Genomic DNA, 21,573 nt, shown 5'->3' on the forward strand with positions numbered 1-21,573 from the left:
CCCTTAGCCCCCAGCTCCCTCTTCTCCCCTCTCTACCTGCAAAAACATCGCCCTCTACCATGCCCGAAATTTTATAAATTCTATAAGAGGTTGTTTAAAAAGTACGCTTTTGATCACGAAGTAAATTCAAGAAGTAATTCGGCATCGAATCTTGAATTCAGCCGGGCCAAACATAAGCTTCGGTGCTGAAAACCGAACTTTTTGAACACGAACTTTAAGGTAAAAAAATCCCCTAGCCGGCAAGCCGGCTAAGGAATTCGTGCTCCAGCACGCCGGCGGATACCGGTTTGCTGAATAAATATCCCTGACCTTCATGGCATTTTTGCAGCCTCAGAAACTCCAGCTGCTCCTCATTTTCGACGCCTTCGGCCGTCACCTTGAGCTTTAGATGATGCGCCATGGTCGTGATCGTCGAGACGATCGCCGCGTCGTTGCCATCGCACATGACCTCTTTGACGAAGGAGCGGTCGATTTTCAGCCGGTCGATCGGCAAGCTTTTCAAATAATACAGTGAGCTGTAACCGGTGCCGAAATCGTCGATGCTGATTTGGATGCCCAGGCTCTTCAAACGATGGAGCTGGTCCAACGCCGTATCGATATCGTAGGTCATGCTTTCGGTCACTTCCAGTTCCAGATAACGGGGGTCCAGGCCAACCTCGCGCAAAATCGCGCCGATCCGCTCCACCAGATTGTATTGGCGGAATTGGCGCATCGACAAATTGACCGATACGTTCACCGGCTCATATCCCGCAAGCTGCCACATCTTATTGTATTCGCAGGCCGTTTTGAGCACCCATTCCCCCAACGGAACGATCAGTCCGCTTTCCTCGGCCAACGGGATAAACTCGCTGGGCGGAAGCAGCCCGCGTTTCGGATGATTCCAGCGGACAAGCGCCTCCATCCCCACCATTTTTCCGTTGTCCAGGCTCATCTGCGGCTGAAACTCCAGAAAAAACTCTTCGCGCTCCAGCGCCTTGCGCATATCGTTCTCCAGCTCCACGCGGGACTGGGTATACATCTTCATTTCCGGGGTATACCGCATAAAATGAACCCCGTGTTCCTTGGCATGATGAACCGCCATATCCGCATATTGAATCATCTGGTCGACCGAATCGCCGTCAACCGGGAACACCGACAAGCCCATGCTGAGCGAAATATGGTATTCCGTATCGTCGATCAGCACTGCAGGATTTACCGAATCGAGCAGTTGCTTGGCCCGCTCTTCGGCAAACTCGGCGCCGTTCACCCTCCTCGGCAAAATCAAAGCGAATTCGTCCTCACCCATGCGGTACACCCGCTCATCGGCGTAACACAGCTCCCGCAGCCTGCCGCCAAATTCGGTGAGCAGCTTATCCCCCGCGCTGTACCCCAACGAATCGTTGATCGCTTTGAATCGGTCGATATTAATGACCGCAACCCCGGTATACGCCCCGGAAACGGTCAGCCATTCACCGAGCTGTTCCTTCATAAGCCTTAGATTCGGCAGCCCCGTCAAATCATCATGGTAAGCCATGTGCTTCATCCGTGCTTCGGCCTGGTGCCGGCCGCGGACCGGCTCCTCGATCGTCAGCCGGTAAACGCCTTTCAGCACAAAATAATAGGATAAACTCATATACCACTGGCCCGCCGCTTGCACGATACCTTGGGGATCCTTGAAAGGAAACGTCAGCAGCACATGGCCCATGATCATAAACAGCAGCGCCCGCGTTACCGTCATGATGGCCGGCGGATGCTCTTCCCGGTGAATGTACAAGATCGCGGCAACGGCTAAAATGTACAGCATGGAAACGCCGAATACGAGCGTAAGCCGGCCTGCCGCCGAGTTCAGGAAACCAGACGCAAAACCGGAAGCGAGCCGCCCCTCATACCGGTTCATCCATACCAAACCGGCAGCGGCGACCAGGGCCACCGCGGAAAACACGGTAATTTTATGACCGCCGGATACCTGCTTCTCGGAGGAAGCGAAAATAGCCAGCATTCCAAGCGCCCCAACCGCATGGGACAACGTTAAAAACCAATCCGCCAGATCCGGTCCGGGTTCAAAGCCCAATAGAGGAATGCCTCCATAGGCGGCGGAATACAACATGTCCAAAATACCTACCACCGCAAACAATGCGGCGGAATAGAGCCGCTGCCTGGACAGCTTGTCGATAAACATGATCCATCCCTGAGCAAAGATGGCATAAGACACGGCCAGGCACATAAAACCCGCCAGCAAATGCAAAGCTTGCATCGTTTTGCCGGTTCCCCCCGGCAAAACGGTTGTTGCCGACAACCAGATGACACCGATCATCGCGGCCAGCCCGATTACCACTGGGACGATTGTCGATTTTGTCTCTGCCCTGATTCTCAATGGCCTCAACCTCCGGTGGCAAGTATCTGTCTATGGTCCTAAGGACTATTTATTCAACATATTCCGCGCATTTCCTGCCTTTTACCGGTCAAAAATGTCGGACGCAAAAAGAAAAGCTCGGGCCCAGAGGGCCGAACTTTTCGCGGCATTATTTTTTCTTCTTGTCAAAGCTGACTTCCGGCGTCGTTAATTTGTCGTAGAAATCCACAACACCATCCTTGTCGTCCGAAGCGCGCAGCGCCATGGCCGAACGAGGATGCTCGTCCAGCGTCCCGGTGATCATGTACGGGATCAAATAACCCCATTCCTCTTTTTCGCGCAGCGGGATAAGCAGCTCCTCCAACACCCCGAGCACCGGGCGCAGCCGGTAGTTCGTATTTTTCAGATGCGTAACGAGCAGTTCGGTCGGGCAGTTGCCCGCGGCGCGCCCCATGCCGTACACCGAAGCGTCAAGCAGCTCGACGCCGTTCTCGGCGGCTACGAGCGTATTGGAAAACGCCAGCTGCATATTGTTATGGGTATGTACCCCAAGCCGTTTATTCGGCAGATGCGTTTTGAACTTGTTGACCAGGTACTCCATATCTTTATAATCCAGACTGCCGTAGGAATCGACGATATAAACGACGTCCACGACGCTCTCGCGGATCATTTCGAAAGCTTCCAGCAGCTCATTTTCCATAACGTTGGACAACGCCATAATGTTCAAGGTCGTTTCGTACCCTCGGTCATGGAACAGCTGCACCAGTTGAAGCGCCTTGTCCACATCTTTGATGTAGCAGGCGACGCGAATCAGATCGAGCAGGCTTTCGCTGCGCGGCAGGATGTCGTTTTCATCGACGCGGCCGATGTCGACCAGGGCGGACAGCTTCGTTTGGCCTTTTTGAGGAATGACCTTCCGGAGAAAATCATCGTCAAGAAAACGCCACGGTCCCGCCTGATCGGCGCCTTTGAGCAGCTTGGGCGAATTTTTATAGCCGATCTCCATATAATCAATACCCGCCTCATTCAGGCCGGCGTACAATTTTTGGACAAATTCCACACTGAAGTCCCAGTTGTTGACCAAACCTCCGTCACGTATTGTACAATCCACGATTTTGCACGGGTTACCCTTCATAACAGCATGTTCCTCTCCATCGATAGTATTAATACCCATCTTACTTGAAGCGAAATCAAAAAGTAAAGAAGCAATTGATGATTGATATGATGTTAATCACAGTATGGTACGAACTAGCGTGATATATTACTTTTGAATCTAAATGAGATTGATTCTCAATTCCTTTTTTTTCCTAAACTCACTTTCACTAAATTAACATTGACCTAATAAAAAATGGAGGTTTTTCGATGATCGTTTCCTTGAAAGAGCTGAAACCCAAAGAGAGCGGAGTTATTAAAAGCATCGGCGCCAGCGGTCCGCTTCGCAGGAAACTGATGGACATGGGAATTACTCCAGGGGCCGAAATCACCATGAAAAAGGTAGCCCCCCTCGGCGATCCCATCGAAGTTCATATCCGTGGCTACGACCTTAGCATCCGTAAAGCCGAAGCCGAGCAAATCACTGTGGAAAGGTAGTCGCATTAAATTGATGTGAAAATTTTTTGATGAGGGATGAGGAAATATGGTATACCGGTTTGCATTGGCGGGCAATCCCAACTGCGGCAAAACAACGCTCTTCAACAATCTGACAGGGAATAACGCGCATGTGGGAAACTGGCCCGGGGTCACCGTCGAACGGCGCGAAGGAAGATGTAAGAAAACGAGCGAAAACGTTGTAATCATCGATTTGCCGGGAATCTACTCGCTGTCTCCTTATACGCCCGAGGAAGTTGTTGCTCGGGACTTTTTGGCCGGGGAAAAACCCGATGTCATTATCAACATCGTCGACGCGACGAATATAGAACGCAATCTGTATTTGACAACCCAACTGCTGGAGCTTGGAATTCCGACGATCATCGCTCTCAACATGATGGATGAAGTAAGCTTGCGCGGTGACAAAATCGATGTGGCCAGCCTTGAACGGCAGTTAGGCGTTCCCATCGTTCCGATCATCGCCACCAAAAACCAGGGAATTAAAGAACTGCTCGAAAAAGCCGTCGCTTTTAACCGCAGCCCCGAAGCTGGAGGCAAAAGCGCCCTCGAAAAAACAAAATTGTACGGCGCTGTAAAGGGCATCAGCGACTTGCTGGCGGACGCGGGATACGACAATACGTTGTTTTATGCCGTCAAGCTGCTGGAGAAGGACGAAAAAATCAGGGCAGTGCTGAAAATGCCCGCCGCTTTGACGGCTTCCGTCGACAGGCTAATCAGCCAGGCCGAGCGGGAAAACGATGGGGAAATCGAGACCCTGATCGCCGATTTGCGCTACAGGTATATCAGCGACGCGATTGCGGGGCATGTCAAGAAAGGGAGAAGGGCCGGAGAGCTTTCCTTCTCGGACAAAGTGGATAAAATCGTCACCAACCGCGTTTTGGGATTGCCGATTTTTTTCGCGATCATGTATCTCATTTTTCAGATCGCCGTCGGTTCGATCGGCGCCCTGATCGTCGATCCGTTTGGCGCCCTGGTTACCGAAACCTTGCCGGAAGCGGCGACGCGGTTTCTGGAATGGGCGGGCGCTTCGGAAGCTATGCAAGGCCTTGTCGTGGGCGGTGTCATCACGGGGATCGGCAACGTCTTGTCCTTTCTCCCGCAAATCGTGATCCTGTTCCTGTGCCTCTCGATTCTGGAGGATGTCGGCTACATGTCGAGGGTAGCTTTCGTCATGGACCGGATTTTCCGCCATTTCGGGTTGTCCGGCAAAGCGTTCGTTCCATTGCTGATGGGGTACGGATGTGCGGTCCCGGCGATTATGGCCACGCGGACGCTGGAGGATGAAAAAAGCCGGCGGCTGGCGATTACGCTGATGCCGTTTATGTCGTGCAGCGCGCGCATTCCCGTATACGCCGTCTTTGCCGGCGCCTTTTTTGCCGCAAACCAGGGGCTGGTCGTTTTCAGCATCTATTTTCTCGGCATCATTGTGGCCATGCTCTCCTGCCTGCTGCTTAACAGAACCGTACTTAAGGGGGATTCGGCCCCGTTCGTAATGGAACTTCCGCCTTACCGCATCCCTACCCTAAAATCCACGGTAGCCCATACCTGGGAAAAAGCGAAGGGGTACGTAATCAAGGTGGGAACCGTTCTGCTGTCGATGACCGTTGTGATTTGGTTCATGCAATCCTTCAACTTCTCACTGCAGATGGTCGACGATGCCTCGCAAAGCATCTTCGGTTCGATCGGGAAGCTGATCGCGCCGCTTTTTGCCTGGAACGGGTTCGGATACATTAAAGGCACTTCGGAAATTCACTGGCAGGTCGGCGCCGCCCTGCTGACCGGATTGATCGCCAAAGAAGCGGTGGTCAGCACGCTGGGCATTCTGTATATCAACCAGGGAACCGAGGAGCTGACCACCGCGTTGGGCACGGCACTGCAAGCGTATTTTACGCCGCTGGCCGCTTTCTCCGTCATGGTGTTCGTCCTGCTGTACGCTCCTTGCGTAGCGGCGATTTCGACCGCGAAAAAAGAGCTGGGTTCATGGAGATGGACCTTGTTTACCATCGCTTATCAATGCGGCATAGCCTGGCTAATATCATTAATCGTTTATCAAGTCGGACGTCTTTTGGGGATCGGACTCGCTTAACAAAGGAGGAGGGATCGTTATGATCGATTACGTGATCGTTATTGTCCTGGCGGGGATTATTGGTTTTACCGTGTACCGCTATATTAAACGGCAAAAGGCGGGTGGAGGCTGCGCCGGCTGCAGCGGATCCTGCGAGCAATTCAACTCATGCTGCGAACCGAAGAAGCGTTGACGCATTTATTTTCGGGGGAGGAGGTAGAGTATGCCATTAACGATGCTTACGCCGGGCAAGGAAGCGATCATCCGTGAATGCCGGGCGTCGGAAGATACCCGAAAATTCCTGGAAGGACTAGGTATTGTTCCCGGAACACCCGTTACGGTCATCTCGGAAATGGACGGGAACCTGATCATTAAAGTGAAGGAAGCGCGAGTAGCCTTGAGCAAAGGAGTTGCCGGGCAAGTTTACATCCAGGTTTGACCCAAAACAAAGAACCTTCAATCGGAAAGCGGTAGCGGATTGAAGGTTCTTTACGTTAGACGAGCGGCAGCGTGATGACGAAAATCGTACCCGCGCCTTTGAGGCTGTCCACGGCAATATTTCCCCGATGGTTGCGGATAATCCGATAGCTTACGGACAACCCCAAACCGGTTCCTTTCTCTTTTGTCGTAAAGAACGGATCGAACAGGCGGCTCAGCAAGCCTTTGTCCATGCCGTTTCCGTTATCCTGGATGGAGATGTTGACCGATTTGCCCTCCATCTCCGCCCGGATATCGATGACTCCCTTATGATCCCCCTCCACTTCGGCGATGGCGTCCATCGCGTTTTTGATGATGTTGAGCAGGACCTGCTTGATCTGCTTCACATCGATTGATACGAGAAGCTCCTCCTCCGGAGCGTGCAGCATCATTTGACAGCCTTTCATCAACGCCTCGCTTTCCGTCAGCAGGACAACCTCTTTCAGCAGCGATGACACGCTGACGGTCGATTTCTGCGGGGCAGAAGGCTTGGACGAATTCAAAAATTCATGAATGATGTCATTCGCTCTGTCGATCTCCGTTAAAATAATCCGGGCGTACTCATCCTTGCCTAGTTCTACCAAATGCGGACGGAGCAGTTGAATGAACCCGCGGATCGCGGTCAGCGGATTGCGGATTTCATGGGCGATCGCCGCCGATATTTTCCCGAGCATCGCCAGCTTGTCGTTTTGGTACGCCGTTTGCTCGATTCGTTTGAAATCCGATACGTCTTTGACGCTAAGTAAGAAGTCCCCGTCCATCTGATCTCCGTATGTAACTGTAATGAGCCAATGCCTTCCGTACTCATCGATAAACTCATGGTATTTTTTTCGATGAAAAATGGTTTCCCGATAGATCCGCAGAATTTTCCGCTTCTTGAATTGATTGAGGTGCGGGTGGCGCAGCATTTGCAGCAAATTGCAACCGATGAGTGATTGGCGCGGCATCTCGAGCAACCTGGCCATTTGAACGTTGATGAAGGTTAAAACCCCTTCGCAGTCAAACAGCATAATTCCGCTGTCTAGGTGCTGGAGCACGTTTTCGTATTTGTTTTTGACGAGTTGGGTTGATTGGAATGCTTTGACGGATTGGAGCAGCGTCTCCTGGAATTCACTCAACAAGTTGGTTCCCCCTTTTCCCATAAATTATGTACCTGCCTTACTGACAACATACGATCACTACCTGAGAAGAACTTACCCGAAATCGGCTCGCGCGTAACGTTTTTTATTCATGAACTACAGCCTGTCCGTAAAGTCCGAAACTGCCTATTTCAATCATAGTAAAGTCTTCCAAATACCGTCAATCAGAGATACTGTCGAAAAACATGGAATCACCGCAAATGAATGGCCATAGTCCAAAAAATAAAACAGCCTCCCTCCCGGGAGACCATTTTTAACCTATTCTTTCAGCGGTTACTTGTGTAGAAGCCGGGCTCTGCGTCTGCTCATTACGGCCAATCTTTTCTTCAGCTCATCTTCCCATTTCTCATCGCCGATCTGCTTCGCAACGGAAAGGAGATCCAGCGAAATATCGATTTGGCTTTGAACGATCAACAGCGGGTCCTCATCTTCCCGGTTCACGCAATTTCCGAAAATCGCTTCATCGTCCTCCATGACGAAATCCTGAAAATCGATTTCCGAAACACCGTCGCCATGCGCGTATTCCGCTAATATTTCGTATTCATTTTCCACCTTATAGTGAACCTCAACCCTATGGCACACCGGGCAAAATAACAGGGGAACATTATGAACCTGCGTACGATAATGCTTTAAAGTCCCCTTTGTTCCCAGCATGCTTGCTCCGCAGCAAAAACTCATTCCCCTTCACCCTTTCGCGTGTTCGGTTCATCCAAGGATCCCGGTCTCTCCGCAATGCAGGATTTTCATATTAATTTATTCGTGAAGCCGGGTTGAAATTCCTGCGACTCACTTGAAAATTCACCCATTTCGTTACAAAACGGGACTATGGTCCGATCAGCCAGACGTGCAAGCGCCGCCGGACCCAGCATGGTTTAAGGCGCTTTTGAGGGGCAAAAAACCCCCTGATTGGCATGGCCAAACAGGGGGCTTTTCGCTATTCACCCGAAATTAAGCGTTCAGGTTCTTATCGCCCGGTTTCCAGTTCATGGCGCAAAGGCCGCCGGATTGCAGGGCTTGCAGCACGCGCAGCGTTTCTTCTACGCTGCGGCCGATGTCGTTATGGTTAACGACTTGGTATTTCAATTCGCCTTCCGGATCAATGATGAACAAACCGCGGAGAGCTACGCCTTCTTCTTCGATCAGCACACCGTAATCGCGGGCTACTTTCTTCGTGATGTCGGAAGCGAGCGGGAAGTTCAACTGGCCAAGGCCGTTGCTGTCCTTAGGTGTGTTGATCCATGCTTTGTGGCTGTGCTCGGAGTCCGTGCTCACGCCGAGAATTTCGCAATCGAGGTCGCGGAATTGCGCGTAAGCGTCGCTCAGCGCCGTAATTTCCGTCGGGCAAACAAAAGTGAAATCAAGCGGATAGAAGAAAAATACCAGCCATTTGCCGCGATAATCGTCCAGCTTCTTGCGTCCAAATTCCTTTCCGTCACCCGTTACGATCGCCATGTCAAAATCCGGAGCGGGTCTTCCAACCAAACGTTCTGCCATTTGTAAACTCCTCCTTTGAAAATATGTAAGAAACACTTTTGTGTTTCTAATCCCTTTGTTGTGTAAGTTTCAACCTATTTCAAACTTACATTCCTCATGGTATCAAAGGCATATTTCAAAGTCAATATTATAAGAGTTACTTTTTTATAATTATTATAAATAAGGATTTTTTTTGAACTTTTTTTTACTTTTTCATCGCTGCGACGATCAGATCGCCCATCGCTTTCGTGCCGATCGCCTTGCTTTTGTCGACCGCGATATCGCTTGTCCGGTGGCCGGCGTCCAGCACTTCAGCCACGGCGTTTTCAATCGCATCCGCCGCATCGGCGTAACCAAACGTCATGCGGAACATCAGCGCAACCGACAAAATCGTGGCGATCGGGTTGGCCAGGTTTTGGCCGGCGATATCCGGCGCCGAACCGTGTACCGGCTCGTACAGGCCGAAGCTTCCTTCGCCGAGGGAAGCCGATGACAGCATGCCGATCGAACCGGTCAGCATCGCCGCTTCATCGCTGAGAATGTCGCCGAACATATTTTCCGTGACGATGACGTCAAAGCTGGCAGGACGGCGCAGCAGCTGCATCGCGCAGTTGTCCACCAGCACATGCTCGAGCTCTACGTCCGGATACTCCGGAGCGATCCGAATGACCACTTCACGCCATAAACGCGACGTTTCCAGCACGTTCGCTTTGTCGACGGAAGCGAGCTTTTTCCGCCGTTTTTGCGCGATTTCGAACGCCTGGCGGACAATCCGCTCGACTTCGTTAACGTTGTACGCGCAGGTATCCACGGCTTCCTGGCCTTGATCCGTATCCCGGCGGAATTTTTCGCCGAAGTAAATGCCGCCCGTCAACTCCCGCACGACGATCAGGTCAGTGCCCTCAAGCACCTCCGGCTTCAAGGTGGACGCGTCCTTCAGGCAATCGAAAACGACCGCCGGGCGCAAATTCGAGAACAGACCCAGCGCTTTGCGGATGCCAAGCAGGCCGGTTTCGGGACGCAGTTCCTTCGGATTGCTGTCCCATTTCGGGCCGCCGACCGCACCGAGCAGCACGGCGTCGGCGTTTTTGCACACTTCCAGCGTCTCCTGCGGAAGCGGCGTTCCTTTCTCGTCGATCGCGATGCCGCCAAACAGGGCCTGCTCGGTTTCAAAACGGTAGCCAAACAGCTCCTCCGTCCGCTTCAACACCTTCTCCGCTTCAGCCACCACTTCCGGCCCAATGCCGTCTCCCGCGATAACCGCGATTTTTTTCACTTCTGCCATTGCTTCCAGCTCCCTTTTTTAGCTATTTCAAAATACAAATATCCGGCATGGCTTATATTCGCACGCCGAATCAATCAATCCACTTCTTGCACTAGCCCTTCTTCTGTTGTATCATAGCTGATTAGGATAAACAAAGATATGAAATCTATTAACGTTATAGGCTGAACCTATAAGGTAGGATATACTGGGTTGATAACCCCTGTACATACCTGGAAGAAACCTGAATTACAGCCCATATCAACCGGCTGACAGGCGCCTGGTCCGGACGGTTTCGGAGAGCTGAGCTGAAGTAACATTTGGAGCCAAAACTTACTTTGGAGCTGCTCTAACGGACACCAGCGACCTTATCTGCTCATTTTCCAGGTATTTCCCAGCCTAACGGACACAGGCGACCCTATTTCGCGCTAAACCAGTTCATCCGAACCGATTTGAGGTAAATAACGTCATCTGTGTCCGTTACATTTTGTAAACCTCCGTTTTTCTGCAAATAACGGCTCTGGTGTCCCTTAGCCCCCCAGATTGATTCCTCTTCTCCCCCCTCTCTCTTCCTTCCCATCGCCCTCTACCATGCCGGAATTTTATAAATTCATTATGTTAAAAAAACCGATGCGGCCCACGCTAAGGCGCAGCCGCATCGGTTTTACATTGCTTCATCTCTATCTATTTTTATTACTTTTTGATCCAGTGCATCAATCCGCGCAGCTCGCCCCCGACCACTTCGATCGGATGGCTGGCTTCGTTGCGGCGGGTAGCCGTCAGGAAAGCACGGTTCGATTGGTTTTCCAAAATGAAGTCGCGGGCGAATTTGCCTTGTTGAATGTCCGCAAGCACTTCTTTCATCGCTTTTTTCGTCTCTTCCGTCACAATGCGCGGGCCTGTTACATAATCGCCGTATTCCGCCGTGTTGGAGATGGAATCGCGCATCGTAGCCAGACCGCCTTCATAGATCAGGTCGACGATCAGCTTCATTTCATGCAAGCATTCGAAATACGCCATTTCCGGAGCATAACCCGCTTCCACCAGCGTTTCGAAGCCGGCTTTGATCAGCGCGGATACGCCGCCGCAAAGCACGGCTTGTTCACCAAACAAGTCGGTTTCCGTTTCTTCGCGGAACGAAGTTTCGATGACCCCTGCGCGCGTACAGCCGATGCCCTTCGCATAAGCCAAACCGATTTCTTTAGCTTTGCCCGTAGCGTCCTGATGGATCGCGATCAGGCCGGGAACGCCGAAGCCTTCCACGTAAGTGCGGCGAACCATGTGGCCCGGGGACTTCGGAGCAACGAGCAGAACGTCGTTGTCTTTGGAAGGCACGATTTGGCCGAAATGTACGTTAAAGCCGTGAGCGAACATAAGAGCCGCGCCTTTTTTCAGGTTTGGTGCAATTTCACTGTTGTAAACCGCAGCCTGCGTTTCGTCCGGCATCAGGATTTGCACCACATCGGCACGTTTCGTCGCTTCGGCGACGGACAATACTTCAAACCCGTCCTCCTTGGCTTTATCAAACGATTTGCCTTCGCGAAGACCAACGATAACGTTCACTCCGCTTTCGCGCAGGTTCTGCGCATGGGCATGGCCTTGGCTGCCGTAACCGATAATTGCGATCGTTTTTCCTTTCAAAACGCCGAGATCTGCATCTTGTTCATAGTACAAAGTAACTGCCATTTTAATATGCCCTCCTAAAATTTGCGGGATAGCCGCCTGGCTTCCCTTGATATTAAACCCTCCGCCTGAGGAGCGGGCGTTTCAACGGACCGACGCCATAACGAGGTAAAGCGCTGCTGTCCATCCGTTCAAACCCCCGCCCTCCGGCGGAAGCTGACGCCGTAAAACGGCTTAGTTAACATTCCTGATTGTTTACTTGGACTTAAGGCTTTCGTTTTAAGCGTTGCCGCGGATCATCGCGGTCACGCCGGTGCGGCTTAGCTCCCGGATGCCGTAAGGCCGGAGCAGTTCGATCATCGCGTCGATTTTTTCGGTGTCGCCGACCACCTGCACCATCAAGCTGGACGGACCGATATCGACGACCGCCGCGCGGAACGTTTCCACGACCCCCATAATTTCAGGCCGTTCGGCCGGCTCGGCTTTAACCTTGATTAAAGCCAGCTCCCGGGAAACCATCGGTCTGGAGCTCAAATTGACGACCTTGATGACATCGATTAATTTATAAAGCTGCTTTTCGATTTGCTCCAGCGTCTTGTCGTCCCCTTGGGTCACGATAACCATCCGGGACAAGCCTTCCTCCTCGGACTGGCCCACCGTGATGCTCTCGATATTGAAGCCGCGCCGGCCGAACAGGCCGGACACGCGCTGCAAAACACCAGGCTGATCGTTTACCAATATGGAAATGGCGTGTTTCATCATTCTTATTCACCGTCCCCCATCAACATTTGATCGATGGTAGAACCTTGGGGAACCATCGGATATACGTTCTCCTCTTTGCTCACCATGAATTCCACCAGCACCGGTCCCGGCGTATCGAGTGCTTCCTGCCATACCCGTTTGGCATCTTCCTTGCTCGCGGCCCGCAAACCTTTAACGCCGTACGCTTCAGCGAGCTTCACGAAATCCGGGCTGCCCTCGAGGTTGATATGGCTATAACGATTGTCGTAAATCAGCTCCTGCCATTGGCGAACCATCCCGAGTACCTGGTTGTTGATGACGACGATCTTCACCGGTATGTTGTTGATGGCGCAAATAGCCAGCTCCTGGGAGCACATTTGCATCCCGCCGTCGCCGTTGATCGAGATGACCAGGCGGTCCGGGAACGCCATCTGCGCGCCGATCGCCGAAGGGAACCCGAAGCCCATCGTTCCGAGGCCGCCGGAAGTGATCCAGGACCGCGGCTGATTGAATTTGTAAAATTGCGCCGCCCACATTTGATGCTGTCCGACGTCCGTGGTGACGATCGCTTCGCCGCCCGTGGTTTCGTTCAGCATTTCGATGACCCACTGCGGTTTCAACTCGGTGTTCGAGTCTTTGTACTTCAGCGGTTTATCGAGCTTGGACTGCCGGATTTGCTCTCTCCAGGCATCCGCCTTGTCCGCCCGGGATACGAGCGGGTTCAGCATTTCCAACACCGTCTTCACATCGCCGACGATCGGAATGTCGGCATGCACGTTTTTGCCAATTTCGGCCGGATCGATGTCGATGTGGACGATTTTTGCGCGAGACGCAAAGCCGTCCAGCTTGCCCGTCACCCGGTCATCGAACCGGGCTCCGATATTGATCAGCAAGTCCGACTGCTGGATCGCTTGATTGGCCGTGTAGGTGCCGTGCATCCCCGGCATGCCCATCCACAGCTCATGCCCGCTCGGGAAAGCGCCCAAGCCAAGCAGTGTCGTCGTAATCGGAATTTGTGTCTTATTCACGAATTCGAACAGCTGCTCATGGCCGCCGGAGTAGACGACTCCGCCGCCGGCGATAATCACCGGACGCTCTGCTTCCCCGATCGCCGCCGCCAGTTTGTCGAGCTGCAGCCGGTTCGGTACGACCGTCGGATTGTAGCCGCGCAAGTTGACCGTTTGCACCGGTTCGAACAGCGTTTTGGCCGCCGACACGTCCTTCGGAATGTCGATCAATACTGGCCCTTTGCGTCCCGTGCCCGCAATATGGAACGCCTCGTGGATGATGCGCGGCAGATCCTCCACGTTTCTTACGAGATAGCTATGTTTCGTAATCGGCATCGTAATGCCGGTAATGTCCGCTTCTTGGAAAGCGTCGGTGCCGATCAGGCTGGTCGCGACGTTGCCGGTAATGACAACCAGCGGTACGGAATCCATAAATGCAGTGGCGATCCCTGTTACCAGGTTGGTCGCCCCCGGTCCGGAGGTGGCGATGCACACGCCGACTTTGCCGGTGGCACGGGCGTAACCGTCCGCCGCATGAATGGCGCCCTGCTCATGTCTGGTCAGCAAGTGATGGAAATCGGTAAAACCGTACAACGCGTCGTAAATATACAACACCGCGCCGCCCGGATAACCGAAGACGCATTCGACACCTTCCAAAAGCAAACTGCGAAGCAGTATTTCCGAGCCCGTAATGACTTCCGGCTTCATCCATTTCTCACGTAATTGTTCTGTAGACCGCACTTCTGGAGTTTGCGCGCTCATCAGTCATCCTCCTTTTTAAAGGTTGTTCAAAAAGCCGACTTTTTGAACTCTTATTAAACTCTAATTAAATCACATTCCCAAATAAAAAAACCTTCCGTCCGCCGGAAGCAGTCTCCTGTTCCGAGGGACGAAAGGTTTGAATCCTTTCGTGGTACCACCCATTTTCACCCGGCACCTCACAGTGCCAAGCCTTATCGAGTACGGCGCTTTCACCTTACCCGAAGTCCCTAACGCGGACCTGACGATTTTCCCTAATAGGCCTTGTTCGCAAGCGTCACCGCGGAATGGCTTGCAGCTTTTCAGGAAAACAGCTCCGAGGTGAGCTCGCATTTAAGGGATTTTGGTGGTGGTCTCAGCAAATCCATCCACTCTCTGAGCAAAGAGCCCTTAAACCTTCGTCCTCATCATCGCCGATTCAGTATGTGTCATAAAATGTTTAGGAACATTATATGATTACTTTACACATAGAGTCAAGACCCTATCGAAGGAAAACTTTTGAATGGAACACCTCTCCCCCTGCTCTCATAAGATAAATAGCGGCGCCCAAACATATGCGCGGCAAGGAGGAGAACCATCGCATGATCCGCTACAGAAGACCAAAGCAGGACGATCCCGTCATTTTCGATCTCATTCAAAAGGAGCTCGTCCCCCTTTCGAGTTTGCCTCCCCACGAAATCGAAAAGATCCTGAAGGAACTGCCGAAGCGGCTTTCACATGGCGTCACGCTGGTAGCCTCACCTTATTATGAGGCCGATCCGGTGGCGTTTATTCATTTTCTCGTGCACGGCGATTTGCTGTATATCGATATGATGGCGGTTGCCCCCGCCTATCAACGCAAACGTTACGGCCAGACACTGATGCTGCACGCAGAGCATTTTGCCGCTTCGCGCGAATGTCTGCGCGCAAAAGTGATGGTGGACCGGGACAACACCCGAGCCCACCTGTTTTACCGCAAATTAGGATACCGTAGGAAGCGTTTCATTGAGGCAACAAAGTGCTATGAAATGGAAAAAATACTGAATTTCTACATTTAGACTACTTTACCAAATGAACGGGCCACCAAATCCCCCGAAGGGTCCGAAGCCGCCAAACCCAAAGGGTCCAAAGCCACCGAAAGCAAAGGGCGATGTGCCGATAGCCAGCAAATCAAACAAAACGAGCGGGGCAATCGCTTTCGTATGCACTTTTTTACCGGATTTCTGGCGGACATACAGGCGGTTACCGCTGATTTTAACCAGTTTGCCCGCGACAATGCTACCATCCTTTTTGTAAGCAAAAATGTTCTTGCCTAGCAATTTCTCGGCGTCTTTCTTCGTCACCGTTCTGCCCATCTAAATTCCTCCTGTCAGATTTGTTCATAGCCGGCAAATCGTCCGGGACGACCGTTTTGATCGGCTTATGTGTGTTCAAACTAACATATTCGCCTGCAATCTCCTGCGCCTGCACCATCGCCTTGCCCCCTAAAAAACAGGCCCGTGTCCACGGGTTTTTGCAAAAAAAAAGAGATGCTTGCGCTTCAACGCAGCATCCCTTAATAGCCTTCTATTTTTTTTACGGATTATTAACGCTTCCCTGGATCGTATGGCGTTCCCAACGCGGACGGAGCCGAGGAACGGCCTACCGCACCGACAAGCACGATAATCGTCAGGACGTACGGAATCATGAAAATGAACTCCTGAGGTATGTTTCTCGACCATTCGAACAGCTGCACATAATTGCGGATCGCCTGGGAAAAACCGAAAAACATTGCTGCTCCGAACGCGCCCAGCGGATTCCACTTGCCAAAAATCATTGCCGCGATCGCAATGTACCCTTGCCCGGAAATCGTATTGTGCGCAAACGTGCTTGTTGTCGTCAGTGTGATCGTAGCCCCCCCGATGCCTGCCAGCGCCCCGCTGAGCAGTACGCCGATATAACGCATGCGGGTTACGTTTACGCCCAGCGTATCGGCCGCACTTGGATGTTCGCCTACAGCGCGAAGGCGCAGGCCAAACGGCGTTTTGAACAGAACGAAATAAACGACCACGACGAGGATCAACGCCAGATACGTCGTCGGATAGGAGTTGAAGACGCCCGGCCCGATGATCGGGATATCCCGGAGCACAGGAATGGCGTATTTTTGGAATACGTCGACCAGCGGTGTTTCCGCCGCCCCCTCAAACAGCAGCTTGACGATGTATACGGTCAGGCCCGCCGCCAAAAAGTTGATGACGATCCCGCTGATCGTCTGATCCGCTTTGAACGTGATGGAAGCAACCGCGTGAATAAGCGCCCCCAAAGCGCCGACGACAACAGCCGCCAGCACCCCGATCCATGGGGAGAATCCTCCCATTCCGGCTTCCTGAGCATAATAAGTACCTACCCCGGCCGCAAACGCGCCGAAGATCATCAAACCTTCCAAACCGATATTCACCACGCCGGAACGCTCCGAGAAAATGCCGCCCAGCGCCGTAAAAATCAGCGCGGTCGAAAATACAAGGGTTGAATTGAGCAGTTGACCAAGCAGCGTGAGTACGTCCATATCACAACACCTTCTCTTTCTTACGCTTCAGGAAGAAAGGCTTCAGTACCAAGCGTACGATGCCCTGAGCGGCAATGAAGAATATGATCGAACCAAGGACGATTTTGATCAGCTCGGGCGGGACTTTGGCGGCAAAGCTCATTCCGGCGGAGCCGTAAGTCAGCACGCCGTAAAGAATGGCGCCGAGGACTACCCCAAAAGGATGATTCATCCCGAGCAGCGCTACGGCGATACCGTCGAACCCGTACCCCGGCGATGCGGCGTATACCGACTGATAGTGAAAAACACCCAGCACTTCAAACGTGCCCGCCAGACCGGCAAACACACCGCTGATGAACATCGCCTTCACCACATTTCGGCCGACGTTCATCCCTGCATACTCAGCCGCGTTGGGGTTAAGGCCAACCGAACGCATTTCGTACCCCTGTTTCGTTTTCCAAAGATATACGAAGAAAAATACCGCCGCCAAAAGGGCGACAACCGTTCCCCAATGGATTCGGGCATTGTTGAACATCCCAAACAGAAACGTCATCGAAGCCGAAGCCCCGATATCCTCGGAACGGTTTTGGCCTTTCAGCAAAAAGAAGTTGCGAATCACGTAATTGGATAAATACAGGGCCGTCCAGTTGAGCATGATCGTCGTAATAACCTCGTTAATACCCCGCTTGGCCTTGAGATACCCGGCGATGGCGGCCCAAAGTCCTCCGGCGATCCCGCCGGCGATGACCGCGAGCGGCACAAGGATCGCAGACGGCAAACCCGAAAAGGACAACGAGACAGCCGTGGCGGTCGTCATGCCGATAAGCACCTGCCCGTCCGCACCGATGTTGAACATCCCGGAACGGAACGCAAAAGCTACCGCCAACCCGGTGAAAATAAGCGGTGTAATTTGCCGGATCGTTTCGCCGAAATCGTACGGATTGCCGACGACCCGTTTAATCAGGGCGCCGTAAGCCACCAGCGGATCATAGCCGCCGATCAGCATGACCACGGCACCAACCAGCAGACCGAGCAAAATCGCCACAAGCGGGACGATCAGGCTGTCCATCGTAAATATTTTGCGCAGTTTATCCAATCGACTGACCTCCCCGTTCCAGGCTTCCCGCCATCATCAGGCCGAGTTCCTGATCGTTTGTTTCCTGCGGAAGCACTTCGCCGACGATCTTCCCCTCGTAGATGACGGCAATCCTGTCGGATACGTTCATGATTTCATCCAGCTCGAAAGAAATGAGCAGCACCGCTTTCCCTTGATCGCGCTGCTCCACCAACTGTTCATGAACAAATTCGATCGCCCCGACATCAAGCCCCCGCGTCGGTTGGGCAGCGATAAGCAGGTCCGGATTTTTATCTATTTCCCGAGCAATAATTGCCTTCTGTTGATTACCGCCGGACAAAGAGCGGGCTTTGGTCTCGATGCTTGGCGTACGCACGTCGAACTGCTCGACCAGAACCTTGGCGTGCTCGTCGATCGCCCGCCGGTTAAGCAGCGAACCTTTGCTGTAGGGCGCTTTATAATACGTTTCTAGGATCATATTTTCGCTAATGGAAAAATCGAGGACGAGGCCATGCTTGTGCCGGTCTTCCGGAATATGCGACACGCCGCTTTCAATGATTTTGCGGGTCGGCAGGTTCGCAAGTTCCTTTCCCAAAAGCCGGATCGATCCGGATTCGATCTTGCGCAATCCCGTAATCGCTTCGATCAGCTCCGTTTGGCCGTTGCCGTCAACCCCGGCGATTCCGACGATTTCCCCCGCCCGCACTTCGAGATTCAAGCCGTCCAGCACGGGAATGCCGTGTTTGTCCTTCGCCCTGATTTCACTGAGCTGCAAAACAGGCTGTCCGATGTTCGGCTCATTTTTGTCGATTTTGAACGAGACCCCGCGGCCCACCATCTTTTCGGCGAGTTCGCTCGGATTCGTTTTGTTCGTCTCGACGGTATCAATCACTTTACCGCGCCGGATGATCGTCACCCGGTCGGAAATTTGCATAATTTCCTTCAGCTTGTGGGTGATCAAAATGATCGATTTCCCTTCAGCGACGAGCCGGCGCATGATCGCCATCAGCTCTTCGATTTCCTGCGGCGTTAGCACCGCCGTAGGCTCGTCAAATATAAGTATATCCGCGCCCCGGAACAAAATCTTCATGATTTCCACCCGCTGCTGCATCCCGACGGAAATATCGTGGATTTTCGAGTTCGGATTGACATGAAGGCCGTATTGCTCCGACAATTTCGCCACTTGGGCGGACGCCGATTTATAGTCGATGTTAACCCCTTTTTTCGGCTCCATGCCGAGAATGATGTTCTCAGTCACCGTAAAAGGCTGGACAAGCTTAAAATGCTGGTGAACCATGCCTATTCCCAACTTGATCGCTTTATTGGGACTGTCGATCGTTACCGGTTGGCCGTTCATCTCGATCATGCCCTCATCAGGTTGATAGAGCCCGAACAAAATGTTCATTAACGTCGATTTGCCTGCACCATTCTCGCCGAGAAGCGCGTGAATTTCCCCTTTTTTCAGGGTCAGGCTGATGGAATCGTTGGCCACTATGCCGGGAAAACGCTTTGTGATTTGCTTCAACTCGACTACGGGAGCCTCGGCATTCATGAAATCACCCTCACCATTTTGGGATATACGCAAGCAACAAGGCCAGTTCATCCACTGGCCTTGCCTGCTTGATTGCTATGTTTATTGCTGCTTGATTATTCGGCCGGAACCGTGATTTCGCCGCTTACGATTTTTTGTTTGTATTCTTCCACTTTATCGAGAATTTCCTTGCTCAGGTTCGGATTTTCCTCCGGCAAACCAACGCCGTCTTCTTTCAGCGTCAGGTTGGTAACTTGTCCGCCTTTAAACGTACCGTCGATAACTTGTTGGGAAACGTTCTTTACCGCAACATCAACGCGTTTAATCATCGAGGTCAAAGTAACTTCATGCCCAAATTCAATCGATTGGTCTTTGTCGACGCCGATAACCCACAATTTGTTTGCTCCGCCGGCGTTGTTGCGCGCGGTCGCTTCGTTGAACACGCCGTTGCCGGTTTGGCCAGCAGCCGGGAAAATAATGTCCGCGCCGTAATCATACAATTGGCCTGCAAGAGATTTACCGATATCCGGTTTGTCATACGCACCGGCATAAGTAATTTTGACTTCGGCATTCGGATTAACAGCTTTTACGCCCGCTTGGAAACCAACCTCAAAGCGTTTGATAACCGGGCTATCAGCACCACCGACAAAACCGATTTTGTTTGTTTTCGTCGTCAATCCAGCCACAACACCAACCAGATAAGCCCCTTCATTTTCCGCAAACGTTACGGATTCCACGTTTGGAGCGTCAACCACGTTGTCGATAATGGCCAGTTTGGCGTTCGGATTCGCATCAGCCACTTGTTTCGTAGCGTCGCCGAGGTCAAAACCGATCGACCAGGTCAGATCATAGCCGTTTTGCACGAATTGGTTCAAGTTCGGAACGTAGTCCGCGCTGCTTGCGCTCTGCAAATATTGGTTTTGGATGCCTGTTTCTTTGTTCAGAGCCTGGAGCGCTTCCCATGCCGATTGGTTAAACGACTTGTCGTTAACGCCGCCTACGTCCGTGACGAGACCGATTTTCACATTGGAAGCGGAAGCCGTATCTCCTCCGTTGCCCGCCCCGGCGTTTCCGGTATTAGCCGCATTGCCTGATTTACCCGTATTGGCAGCGCCGTTGTTCGCCGCTTTCTGGCCGCAACCGGCCAAAACCAATACGAAGGCGAGCATCATGACTAGCGAAAGTTTGAAGGCTTTGTTCATTGAAAAATAATCCCCCTTAAAATATTTATGACCTTATCCAAGGTTTTGATATAGTCAGATTATAACTGCAAAATAAGCTAAAATCCATACTTTTAACGACCTTGGGTCAAATAATTTTCGTGTTTATTCCAGATAAAGCGCTTGCTTTTGGCAAATTTCCCACACAATGTTCGTTACATGTGAACTTAAGCTGGCAAGAACTGTCTACTTCCGAACTTTCCTTGGCAATCTGAAGGATAATGTAAGTCTTTTCCCTCGGCTCACCGTATTTATATACTTCCTCATTTTCAAATTTCCATGCCTGTTTTTGTATCTGCTAAAAAAGGCGCCGCCCCGGTGGTCTATACCGGAAACAGCGCCTTATCAACCTAATTAAGCGTTGATCTTTTCCTTGGCTACAGCAGCCAAAGAATTAAATGCGTTCAGGTCGTTGACGGCGAGATCCGCCAGCATTTTGCGGTTGATGTTCACTTCGGCCAATTTCAGACCATGCATCAATTTGCTGTAGGATAAACCGTTCATGCGAGCTGCCGCATTGATACGAACGATCCAAAGCTTGCGGAAGTCGCGTTTTTTCGCGCGACGGTCGCGGTACGCATACAGCAGGGATTTCATAACCTGCTCGTTCGCAGTTTTGAAAATGCGGTGCTTCGAACCAAAATAACCTTTAGCCAGCTTCAATACTTTTTTATGACGACGACGAACGACGAATCCGCCTTTTACTCTTGCCATATTAAAAACCTCCCAAAAAGTTGTGTTAAGTATGAGCGTTCAAAA

Annotated in this window: 20 protein-coding genes; 5 read left to right on the plus strand and 15 right to left on the minus strand. The window is 52.0% G+C overall.

The genetic code is table 11. The features are described from left to right. Positions 1–232: 232 nt before the first annotated feature. Together ACLD72_RS09280 and ACLD72_RS09285 are read right to left on the minus strand one after the other, a co-directional pair. Positions 233–2,353, minus strand: coding sequence for a putative bifunctional diguanylate cyclase/phosphodiesterase (locus ACLD72_RS09280; RefSeq protein ID WP_411000317.1), 2,121 nt, complete (start codon positions 2,351–2,353; stop codon positions 233–235). Positions 2,354–2,501: 148 nt separating this feature from the next. Then, positions 2,502–3,467: an aldolase catalytic domain-containing protein gene (locus ACLD72_RS09285; RefSeq protein WP_251596585.1), complete on the minus strand. Its 966-nt coding sequence runs from the start codon at positions 3,465–3,467 to the stop codon at positions 2,502–2,504. Positions 3,468–3,694: 227 nt separating this feature from the next. On the opposite strand from ACLD72_RS09285, the gene ACLD72_RS09290 reads away from it, so the two are divergent. From ACLD72_RS09290 to ACLD72_RS09305, 4 genes are read left to right on the plus strand one after another with little or no spacing between them, the layout of a single operon-like run. Beyond that, on the plus strand, positions 3,695–3,922 hold the full coding sequence (locus ACLD72_RS09290; RefSeq protein ID WP_411000315.1) for a ferrous iron transport protein A: 228 nt from the start codon (positions 3,695–3,697) through the stop codon (positions 3,920–3,922). Positions 3,923–3,968: 46 nt separating this feature from the next. After that, the gene (feoB, locus tag ACLD72_RS09295; protein ID WP_411000313.1) at positions 3,969–6,026 is read left to right on the plus strand and encodes a ferrous iron transport protein B; all 2,058 of its coding nucleotides are present in this window, start codon (positions 3,969–3,971) and stop codon (positions 6,024–6,026) included. A 19-nt stretch (positions 6,027–6,045) separates the two neighbouring features. Then, on the plus strand, positions 6,046–6,198 hold the full coding sequence (locus ACLD72_RS09300; protein WP_411000311.1) for a FeoB-associated Cys-rich membrane protein: 153 nt from the start codon (positions 6,046–6,048) through the stop codon (positions 6,196–6,198). Positions 6,199–6,228: 30 nt separating this feature from the next. Next, complete coding sequence (locus ACLD72_RS09305) at positions 6,229–6,444, plus strand: FeoA family protein (protein WP_251596593.1); 216 nt, start codon at positions 6,229–6,231, stop codon at positions 6,442–6,444. 55 nt (positions 6,445–6,499) lie between these two features. Here ACLD72_RS09305 and ACLD72_RS09310 read toward each other — a convergent pair whose 3' ends face one another. The 7 genes from ACLD72_RS09310 to ilvB form a co-directional block, all read right to left on the minus strand. Continuing rightward, entirely contained in the window at positions 6,500–7,603 is a 1,104-nt protein-coding gene (locus tag ACLD72_RS09310; RefSeq protein WP_251596595.1) for an ATP-binding protein, read from the minus strand. 291 nt (positions 7,604–7,894) lie between these two features. Next, entirely contained in the window at positions 7,895–8,299 is a 405-nt protein-coding gene (locus ACLD72_RS09315; protein WP_411000309.1) for a hypothetical protein, read from the minus strand. A 270-nt stretch (positions 8,300–8,569) separates the two neighbouring features. Continuing rightward, positions 8,570–9,115 carry a peroxiredoxin gene (locus ACLD72_RS09320; protein WP_251596599.1) on the minus strand — a complete coding sequence of 182 codons (546 nt, stop codon included), beginning with the start codon at positions 9,113–9,115 and terminating at the stop codon, positions 8,570–8,572. 184 nt (positions 9,116–9,299) lie between these two features. Beyond that, the gene (gene leuB / locus ACLD72_RS09325) at positions 9,300–10,379 is read right to left on the minus strand and encodes a 3-isopropylmalate dehydrogenase (RefSeq protein ID WP_411000307.1); all 1,080 of its coding nucleotides are present in this window, start codon (positions 10,377–10,379) and stop codon (positions 9,300–9,302) included. Between the two features lie 669 nt (positions 10,380–11,048). After that, entirely contained in the window at positions 11,049–12,041 is a 993-nt protein-coding gene (gene ilvC / locus ACLD72_RS09330) for a ketol-acid reductoisomerase (protein ID WP_036624922.1), read from the minus strand. 216 nt (positions 12,042–12,257) lie between these two features. Then, complete coding sequence (gene ilvN / locus ACLD72_RS09335; RefSeq protein WP_411000305.1) at positions 12,258–12,740, minus strand: acetolactate synthase small subunit; 483 nt, start codon at positions 12,738–12,740, stop codon at positions 12,258–12,260. Between the two features lie 2 nt (positions 12,741–12,742). Next, entirely contained in the window at positions 12,743–14,488 is a 1,746-nt protein-coding gene (gene ilvB / locus ACLD72_RS09340; protein WP_411000303.1) for a biosynthetic-type acetolactate synthase large subunit, read from the minus strand. Between the two features lie 578 nt (positions 14,489–15,066). Here ilvB and ACLD72_RS09345 point away from each other — a divergent pair. Beyond that, positions 15,067–15,522: a GNAT family N-acetyltransferase gene (locus tag ACLD72_RS09345; RefSeq protein ID WP_411000301.1), complete on the plus strand. Its 456-nt coding sequence runs from the start codon at positions 15,067–15,069 to the stop codon at positions 15,520–15,522. Between the two features lie 6 nt (positions 15,523–15,528). Here the strand turns inward: ACLD72_RS09345 and ACLD72_RS09350 are convergent, their stop codons facing one another. The 6 genes from ACLD72_RS09350 to rplT form a co-directional block, all read right to left on the minus strand. Then, positions 15,529–15,819 (minus strand): hypothetical protein, encoded by a 291-nt coding sequence (locus ACLD72_RS09350; RefSeq protein ID WP_251596613.1) that lies wholly within the window; start codon positions 15,817–15,819, stop codon positions 15,529–15,531. 230 nt (positions 15,820–16,049) lie between these two features. Further along, on the minus strand, positions 16,050–17,009 hold the full coding sequence (locus ACLD72_RS09355) for an ABC transporter permease (protein ID WP_251596615.1): 960 nt from the start codon (positions 17,007–17,009) through the stop codon (positions 16,050–16,052). A gap of 1 nt (position 17,010) precedes the next feature. After that, a complete protein-coding gene (locus tag ACLD72_RS09360) occupies positions 17,011–18,084 on the minus strand; it encodes an ABC transporter permease (protein ID WP_251596617.1) in 1,074 nt (357 codons plus the stop codon). Beyond that, complete coding sequence (locus tag ACLD72_RS09365) at positions 18,077–19,615, minus strand: ABC transporter ATP-binding protein (RefSeq protein ID WP_411000298.1); 1,539 nt, start codon at positions 19,613–19,615, stop codon at positions 18,077–18,079. Before ACLD72_RS09365 ends, ACLD72_RS09360 begins: the two co-directional genes overlap by 8 nt. A 95-nt stretch (positions 19,616–19,710) precedes the next feature. After that, complete coding sequence (locus tag ACLD72_RS09370; protein WP_411000296.1) at positions 19,711–20,796, minus strand: BMP family lipoprotein; 1,086 nt, start codon at positions 20,794–20,796, stop codon at positions 19,711–19,713. 372 nt (positions 20,797–21,168) lie between these two features. After that, positions 21,169–21,528: a 50S ribosomal protein L20 gene (rplT, locus tag ACLD72_RS09375; RefSeq protein WP_411000294.1), complete on the minus strand. Its 360-nt coding sequence runs from the start codon at positions 21,526–21,528 to the stop codon at positions 21,169–21,171. Between the last annotated feature and the right edge of the window lie 45 nt (positions 21,529–21,573).

It is taken from the genome of Paenibacillus lacisediminis, assembly GCF_046567315.2.

What these genes read in the sequence shown, in the direction of transcription:
- ACLD72_RS09285 (WP_251596585.1), bottom strand. Translation starts at nt 3,467, where the DNA reads ATGAAGGGTAACCCGTGCAAAATCGTGGATTGTACAATACGTGACGGA.
- ACLD72_RS09290 (WP_411000315.1), top strand. Translation starts at nt 3,695, where the DNA reads ATGATCGTTTCCTTGAAAGAGCTGAAACCCAAAGAGAGCGGAGTTATT.
- feoB (WP_411000313.1), top strand. Translation starts at nt 3,969, where the DNA reads ATGGTATACCGGTTTGCATTGGCGGGCAATCCCAACTGCGGCAAAACA.
- ACLD72_RS09300 (WP_411000311.1), top strand. Translation starts at nt 6,046, where the DNA reads ATGATCGATTACGTGATCGTTATTGTCCTGGCGGGGATTATTGGTTTT.
- ACLD72_RS09305 (WP_251596593.1), top strand. Translation starts at nt 6,229, where the DNA reads ATGCCATTAACGATGCTTACGCCGGGCAAGGAAGCGATCATCCGTGAA.
- ACLD72_RS09315 (WP_411000309.1), bottom strand. Translation starts at nt 8,299, where the DNA reads ATGAGTTTTTGCTGCGGAGCAAGCATGCTGGGAACAAAGGGGACTTTA.
- ACLD72_RS09320 (WP_251596599.1), bottom strand. Translation starts at nt 9,115, where the DNA reads ATGGCAGAACGTTTGGTTGGAAGACCCGCTCCGGATTTTGACATGGCG.
- leuB (WP_411000307.1), bottom strand. Translation starts at nt 10,379, where the DNA reads ATGGCAGAAGTGAAAAAAATCGCGGTTATCGCGGGAGACGGCATTGGG.
- ilvC (WP_036624922.1), bottom strand. Translation starts at nt 12,041, where the DNA reads ATGGCAGTTACTTTGTACTATGAACAAGATGCAGATCTCGGCGTTTTG.
- ilvN (WP_411000305.1), bottom strand. Translation starts at nt 12,740, where the DNA reads ATGATGAAACACGCCATTTCCATATTGGTAAACGATCAGCCTGGTGTT.
- ilvB (WP_411000303.1), bottom strand. Translation starts at nt 14,488, where the DNA reads ATGAGCGCGCAAACTCCAGAAGTGCGGTCTACAGAACAATTACGTGAG.
- ACLD72_RS09345 (WP_411000301.1), top strand. Translation starts at nt 15,067, where the DNA reads ATGATCCGCTACAGAAGACCAAAGCAGGACGATCCCGTCATTTTCGAT.
- ACLD72_RS09350 (WP_251596613.1), bottom strand. Translation starts at nt 15,819, where the DNA reads ATGGGCAGAACGGTGACGAAGAAAGACGCCGAGAAATTGCTAGGCAAG.
- ACLD72_RS09355 (WP_251596615.1), bottom strand. Translation starts at nt 17,009, where the DNA reads ATGGACGTACTCACGCTGCTTGGTCAACTGCTCAATTCAACCCTTGTA.
- ACLD72_RS09365 (WP_411000298.1), bottom strand. Translation starts at nt 19,615, where the DNA reads ATGAATGCCGAGGCTCCCGTAGTCGAGTTGAAGCAAATCACAAAGCGT.
- ACLD72_RS09370 (WP_411000296.1), bottom strand. Translation starts at nt 20,796, where the DNA reads ATGAACAAAGCCTTCAAACTTTCGCTAGTCATGATGCTCGCCTTCGTA.
- rplT (WP_411000294.1), bottom strand. Translation starts at nt 21,528, where the DNA reads ATGGCAAGAGTAAAAGGCGGATTCGTCGTTCGTCGTCGTCATAAAAAA.